The organism is Methylophaga sp. UBA2689, from assembly GCA_002354555.1.
Classification (GTDB): Bacteria; Pseudomonadota; Gammaproteobacteria; order Nitrosococcales; family Methylophagaceae; genus Methylophaga.
The window spans coordinates 32,045-39,225 of sequence record DELT01000044.1 but is presented as its reverse complement, the minus strand read 5'-3'; the positions used below and the strand labels follow the sequence as shown (position 1 = coordinate 39,225).

5 protein-coding genes are annotated in these 7,181 nt (G+C 46.0%); 2 read left to right on the top strand and 3 right to left on the bottom strand.

The window, feature by feature from the left end; translation table 11 throughout:
* Positions 1-389 (bottom strand): glutamine amidotransferase-related protein (locus B3M51_RS04820; protein ID WP_292757224.1); only part of this gene is annotated, 389 nt, incomplete at its 3' end.
* 61 nt (positions 390-450) lie between these two features.
* Positions 451-1,914: an IMP dehydrogenase gene (gene guaB / locus B3M51_RS04815; RefSeq protein WP_292482561.1), complete on the bottom strand. Its 1,464-nt coding sequence runs from the start codon at positions 1,912-1,914 to the stop codon at positions 451-453.
* 62 nt (positions 1,915-1,976) lie between these two features.
* Between guaB and xseA the strand changes: the two genes are divergently transcribed.
* Positions 1,977-3,479: an exodeoxyribonuclease VII large subunit gene (xseA, locus tag B3M51_RS04810; protein WP_292757205.1), complete on the top strand. Its 1,503-nt coding sequence runs from the start codon at positions 1,977-1,979 to the stop codon at positions 3,477-3,479.
* Positions 3,476-4,312 (top strand): peptidoglycan DD-metalloendopeptidase family protein, encoded by an 837-nt coding sequence (locus B3M51_RS04805; protein ID WP_292757203.1) that lies wholly within the window; start codon positions 3,476-3,478, stop codon positions 4,310-4,312. The genes xseA and B3M51_RS04805 overlap by 4 nt, the downstream gene beginning before the upstream one ends.
* Here B3M51_RS04805 and B3M51_RS04800 read toward each other — a convergent pair.
* Complete coding sequence (locus B3M51_RS04800) at positions 4,294-6,981, bottom strand: ABC transporter substrate-binding protein (protein ID WP_292757201.1); 2,688 nt, start codon at positions 6,979-6,981, stop codon at positions 4,294-4,296. The two genes, B3M51_RS04805 and B3M51_RS04800, sit on opposite strands and share 19 nt — an antisense overlap.
* Positions 6,982-7,181 lie beyond the last annotated feature (200 nt).

The following is a 7,181-nucleotide window of genomic DNA, read 5'->3' as shown; positions in this document are numbered from 1 at the left end:
GTTGTATGGTCTTCAATATCTTTTAAAAATGCAGAATGGCCATGTGCACGAATTTTAGCGTAGCCAAATTCACGGTGGGATGATGATTCGACCTTACCGCCCAGTTGCGTAGCCATGGTTTGCATGCCGTAGCAGATACCCAGCACGGGCAGGTTCATTTCAAATACGCAGTGTGGTGCAGCTGGTGCAGCCTCACCAATTGTTGAATCAGGACCACCGGAAAGAATGATACCTTTTGGAGCAAATTCACGAATTTCTGCTTCGCTGATATCCGGGTTGCGTAATTCGCAATACACACCGGCTTCGCGCACTCGGCGGGCAATAAGCTGGGTGTATTGTGATCCGAAATCAAGGATTAGAATGCGATGGTCGTGAATATGGCTGCTCATGAATCTCTCTTACAGTCAGATAAAAAATACCGGCTTCCAGAGAGAAGCCGGTATTCAAAAATTAATTAACCCGGTAATTCGGTGCTTCTTTGGTAATGGTCACGTCATGAACATGGCTTTCGTTCATACCAGCAGAAGTCACACGGACAAATTCAGGTTTGGTACGCATTTCTTCGATAGTGCGGCTACCGGTATAGCCCATGGAAGCTCTAACGCCGCCCATTAACTGGTGAATCAGCGGGCTTAGGCTGCCTTTGAATGGCACACGACCTTCAATGCCTTCCGGAACCAGTTTGTCGGCTTCACTGGATTCCTGGAAATAGCGATCGCTGGAACCTTGTTTTTGCTGCATTGCACCCATAGAACCCATGCCACGATAGGATTTGTATGCCCGACCCTGGAACAATTCAACTTCACCTGGTGCTTCTTCAGTTCCGGCAAACATACCGCCCACCATAATGACATGGGCACCGGCCACGATGGCCTTGGCAATATCACCCGAATAACGGACGCCACCATCAGCAATTAACGGCACACCGGTTCCAGCCAGTGCTGCGGCAACATTACTGATAGCGCTGATTTGCGGTACACCGACACCGGCGACAATACGTGTGGTACAGATTGAGCCAGGACCAATACCGACTTTCACAGCATCTGCACCGGCTTCAACCAATGCTTTGGCTGCAGCGGCGGTGGCGATATTGCCACCAATGACCTGTACCTGTGGATAATGTTGTTTAATCCAGCGGACCTGATCCAGTACCCCTTGAGAATGACCATGTGCGGTATCCACAACAATCACATCTACACCGGCGGCGACCAGTGCAGCCACCCGGGCTTCACTTTCTGAACCAATACCCACTGCTGCCCCAACGCGTAACCGTTCCTGTGCATCTTTAGACGCCAGCGGATTATCAGTTTGTTTTTGAATATCTTTAACTGTAATCATGCCCTGCAGATGAAATTTATCATCAACCACCAGCACTTTTTCAATACGGTTGGTATGCAGCAGATGCAGAACTTCTTCACGACTGGCATCTTCACCGACAGTGACCAGTTTGTCTTTGCCAGTCATGATGGATGAAACCGGATTGTCGAAATGGGTTTCAAAGCGTAAGTCACGGCTGGTGACAATGCCTACCAAATCATCGCCATCGACAACGGGTACACCGGAAATATTATGAGAGCGGGTCAAAGCGACAACATCACCAATCGAGGTGGTAGGGCTGACGGTAATCGGGTCACGAACCACACCGCTTTCAAATTTTTTCACTTTACGGACTTCTTCAGCCTGTTGTTCGATAGTCATGTTTTTGTGCAAAACACCCAGACCACCTTCCTGCGCCATAGCAATTGCCAGACGACTTTCAGTGACGGTATCCATGGCAGAAGATAGCAGTGGAATATTAATGGTGATATCTCTTGTCAGTTGAGTTGACAGACTGACATCACGCGGCAGAACATTTGAATAGGCGGGGACTAATAAAACGTCATCAAATGTCAGGGCTTCTTGCGCAATTCTCATGAGGCGGGTTCCCGAATTTACTGTAATATGATCGATAAATTATATCAGGAACTTAGTGGTTTATGGCATCACTTATGACATCGGATTCGCAAGTAAAACTCGCTGCCCGTGCTGTCAAGGATGTATATCCGGTTTCGCGATTGGTCAGAGAAGTCCGGCTGATGCTGGATGGTTCGTTTCCGCTTTTGTGGGTGGAAGGGGAAATCTCCAATTTGGCAATGCCGGCCTCGGGGCACATTTATTTCACGTTAAAAGACTCAGCTGCGCAAGTACGCTGTGCAATGTTTCGTGGACGCAATCAACAATTACGCTTTACACCGGAAAATGGCATGCAGGTATTACTGCGCGTCAAAGTCACCCTTTATGAGGGTCGTGGCGAATTTCAGCTGGTTGTTGAGCATATGGAAGAGGCGGGTAGCGGCGCATTGCAACGCGCTTATGAAGCCTTAAAAGCCAGACTTGGGCAGGAAGGTTTATTCGATACCGCTCATAAAAAACCGTTGCCGGCTTTGCCGCAAACCATCGGTATTGTGTCATCACCGGATGGCGCGGCAGTACATGATATTTTGCATGTATTGAAACGTCGTTTCCCGGCGATCAAAGTGATTCTTTATCCTGTTGCTGTGCAAGGTGAAACAGCGCCCCGACAGATTGCTAACGCTATTCAAACTGCTGATCAGCGACAGGAGTGTGATTTGCTGATAGTAGGGCGGGGAGGTGGCTCACTGGAAGATCTGTGGAGCTTCAATGATGAGTTGGTTGCCAGAGCGTTGTTTGCCTGTCAGATACCGACCATCAGTGCGGTAGGTCATGAAATTGATTTTACTATTGCCGATTTTGTTGCCGATGTCAGGGCTCCAACGCCTTCGGCTGCTGCGGAACTGGCGGTACCTGAAGCACGCCAATTAGCCTTGAATCTTAGCGGTTTGTTGCAAAACCTGGGCAATCGCATTCAACAAAAACTTGCCAATGAACAGCGGCATATTCGGTATCTGTCTCAACGTCTGCCACGCCCGCAGCAACAAATCAAACTTCAGCAACAACAGTTAAAACGTCTGCAAACGCAACTGGATTACAGTATCCTGCGGCGGTTACAAGGCAAGCAGCAGCAACTGGATTATCTTTCAGTAAGACTGCCGCATCCCCAGCTGCGAATCAGCTGGCGTCAAACCCGATTGCAGGATTTAACTCAGCGGTTTGAAAAAGCCTTTTCGGTACAACAGCAGCAATTTAAATTGCAAAGCCAAAACCTGAATGATCGCCTAAAGCGATTATTACCGATTTCCCGCTTGAAGCAACAGCAGCAGCTTGTAGAGGCTCTTTCCTCACAATTAAACCGTTTGACCAGACAACAGATCACCGATCATAAAAAGCAACTGGCCCAGTTGATGCGTACCTTATCAGTGGTTAGTCCTCTCAACACACTAGAACGTGGTTACAGCATTACCAGTGATGCACAGACAGGTAATGTTATTTACCGTTCTGATGAAGTAACCGTCGGACAATCCCTGCAAATTCGTTTATTTGAAGGTCAATTGGACTGCGAAGTGCGTCGTAAAAAATGATGTTCAGATTTCGCTATTGGCTGATTCTATTAGTCTGTTCACCTGTCTGGGCTTTACCACAACAATTTCCAGTGCCAGGTGGTGTTGTCATTTTGCCTTTGGAAATCGAGGGAAATGTAGCGCCTGAAGTTACCTATCAAAAACAACAGGTGATGGTAGTAAAACAGGATTCACAATGGCAGGCCGTGGTGGGAATTCCGCTGTCAGCCGAGCCGGGGAATCACAAAATTCTGGTGGAAAATCAGGGTGCGTTAAGCAGCTTTATCTTTGAGGTCAAAGATAAAGCCTATCCTACTCAACGGATAAATGTTCCTGACGATCGAAAGGTTAATCCCTATGCTGAAGACATGGATCGCATTGAAACCGAAACAGCCAAAATAAATAAAGCCTTACGTCATTGGCGCGCCAACGACAGTGTGCCGTTTAATTTTGTCTGGCCCATTGAAGGTCGGGTCAGCGGTCTGTTTGGTCGTCGTCGTGTATTCAATGGCGAAGAGCGTAACCCACACAGCGGGATTGATATTGCAGCAGCAACCGGAACCGAAATTATGGCACCAGCTAACGGTATAGTGACGGATACCGGCGATTATTTTTTCAATGGCAATACAGTCATGATTGACCATGGTCAGGGGTTGGTAACCATGTTTTGTCATCTGGATCGGATTGATGTCAAAGCAGGGCAAAACATTCAACAGGGCGATATTATCGGTACTGTGGGTGCCACTGGACGTGTTACCGGCCCACACCTGCATCTGGGGGTGAGTTTGAATGATGCCCGTGTTGAGCCTTTATTATTTTTTCCAGAGCGGGAAGGCTATCCGTCAGTGGAATGAGCTTCTGGTTGACTATATTGATTTAATAATTCAGTCAGCAGAATAAAATTAACCGGTTTGGTGAGATAGGCGGTAAACAGGCCTTCTGCCTGCTGCAAATCATAAGGCATGGCGGCAGCGGTAACTGCTATCACTGGGATATGCTGGAACTTGGGATTAGCCATTATCTGTTCGGTAGCCTGTAAGCCGCTGATACCTGGAAGATTAATATCCATCAGTATCACGGCTGGCATATTACTTTCCAGCCAGTCCAGTCCTGCCTCGGCTGTTTTGCAGATATGCAAAGTGTATTGGGGCAAACGGTCAAAAAATGCTTCCATCAATTTGATATTGGCGGGGTTATCTTCGATATGCAGAATGAGTGATGAAGCAGAGGCATAAAAGGGATTTTCGGCATTAACCGGTGCAGTCTGCTGATGAACTTCATCATTCTGGATATTATTCTCTTCTGTTATGGGTAACTCCACCCAGAATCGAGTGCCTTGATTTTCTGAGCTTTCAAAACCGATATGCCCATCCATGGCTTTTATCAGTCTCTTGGTCACAATCAACCCGACTCCAGTCCCTTCAATCCCCGAGTTTTCCTGACCCAGACGATCAAATGCAGTAAACAGATAAGCCTGTTTATCCTGCGGAATTCCAATGCCGGTATCCCGAATTGTGATACGTAAGCGTTTGGTGGAATCAATAACTTCAACGCTAATAATGACTTCGCCGTCAGGACGATTATATTTGATCGCATTACTGACCAGGTTTATCAGTACCTGTTTGAGTTTTGTTAAATCAGCCAGGACCAACTGGTCAGGAATATCATCAGTATGAATGCTTACACGATAGCGAGCTGCCAGGTTTTTTAGCATCGGCAAACAATGTTTAATGGCGATATTGACGTTTACCGGTTCAATCGATACATCCACTGTACCGGTTTCAATTTTAGCCAGCTCCAGCACATCATTAATTAACTTGAGCAAGTGTTCTCCACTGTGAATGATGAGCTTTAAACTGTCCTGCTGGGTTTCTGTGAGTGGTGCATCATTGTCACTTTGCAGTAACTGGGCAAACCCCAAAATCGCATTTAAAGGTGTGCGTAATTCATGGCTCATTGCCGACAGGAATTCCGATTTTGCCTGGTTGGCTTTTTCAGCTTCTTCCTTGGCAGCGATTAAAGCCAGATGTTCAGCTTTTTGAAGGGAAATATCACGGACAATACCAGTAAAGAAATAATGTCCTTCCCATTGAAATGCGCTCAACGTCAGTTCGATGGGAATGATTTGTCCGCTTTTATGTAATGCTTCCAACTCAACTGGCTGGCCAATTATGGTGGATTTCTCGCTACTGAGAAATCGCGACATCCCATGTTCGTGATTTTTACGATGCTGGGCCGGCATCAGCTGAGTAATATTCTGACCGATAATTTCTTCTGGCTGATAACCGAACAGGCGTACTGAAGCTGCATTAAAGTTCTGGATAATGCCCGTTTCATCAATGGTAATAACGCCTTCAAGGGTATGGTTAAGCAAGGTTTGTAAACGATCACTTTCACGTTTAGCCCTTTGCTCCAAGGCTTTACCTTTTTGCAGCTCTGCTTCCAATGCTGCCGTTTGTATGGCAACTCGATTACTGAGTATTTTGGCATGATGGCGTTTGATAAAATAACCAATCATCGTTAACAACGCCACTATGCCAAGTAAAACTACCAGCCATTTAAACCAGATAGACACACTTGGAGTTGTATCGTAGATAAACCCGTTTAGTGCCTGGTCATCATTAATCAAACCTAATTGTTGATAATGTTCAGCAATTTTTTGCCAGCGCTCAATTGTCATATGGCCCAGTGATACCGTCGGGTACAAACTGAGTTCGCTAAGTTTTTCGGCTTCAAATTCCAGATGCGCACGCGTTTTATTTTGCGTGTTGTAGTTTCTTAAAATCAGATCGACCATTTCATAAGGATGTTCCAGAGCATATTGCCAACCACGCAAGGTTGCAGTGCGAAAGGCTTCTACATCGCCTGGTTGACGTTTTAAATACTGCTCAGAGGTAAAAATGATATCGCTATAAAAATTGATGTTGTATTCATGAGGTGACAATGTCCGATAATCCACACCACGGCTTAACATCTGGAAAGGTTCATTGGAAATATACGCAGTCAACGCATCTACTTTGCCGTCAATTAAGTTATCAATATCCTCAGGCGAGGGATCGACAATATTGAGCTGTGAAGGATGTATCTCAAATCGTAGCAACATTGCTGATAAATCATCAGCATAAGACTGACGTGTGACCGTTTTACCGACAAAGTCTGTAGGGTGTTTTATGGGGGAGTCTGCTCTGACCAACCAGGTATAGGGACTGCTTTGAAAAATCGCTGCGAGAGCAACAAAAGGACGCCCTTTAAGTCTTTCTACCACTAATCCAGCACCGGAAATTCCGAATTCAACATTACCGTCTTCAACATCGTTGAAAGGTGCTTTTTGCCCAGTGAGGATAGTTACTGCCAGCCCGGCATCCTGATAATAACCTTGTTCTCTTGCAGCGTAGATACCTGCAAATTGAAATTGATGCTGCCAGTGAAGTTTGATTGAGACAGGGGTAAGTTTTTGGTTTGCCTCTTCAGCTATGGATGAACTGGTAATAAACAAAAGGACAAGCGCAATCAATCGACACATAAAAAGTACTCAAACAGAGTTCAATTCATCTTACTCCACTGATCTGCGGGATTACCAGAAACTTATTATGTAAATTATGAGGGCTTGTTTATCTTTCATATCCACCACTGCTGGCGGCTATTTTTGTGTCCGACAAGGCGGAAAGCACGCCGTGTAGCCATCTTACATAAGTGTTTGACAACGCAGGCGGTCGCAAAAAT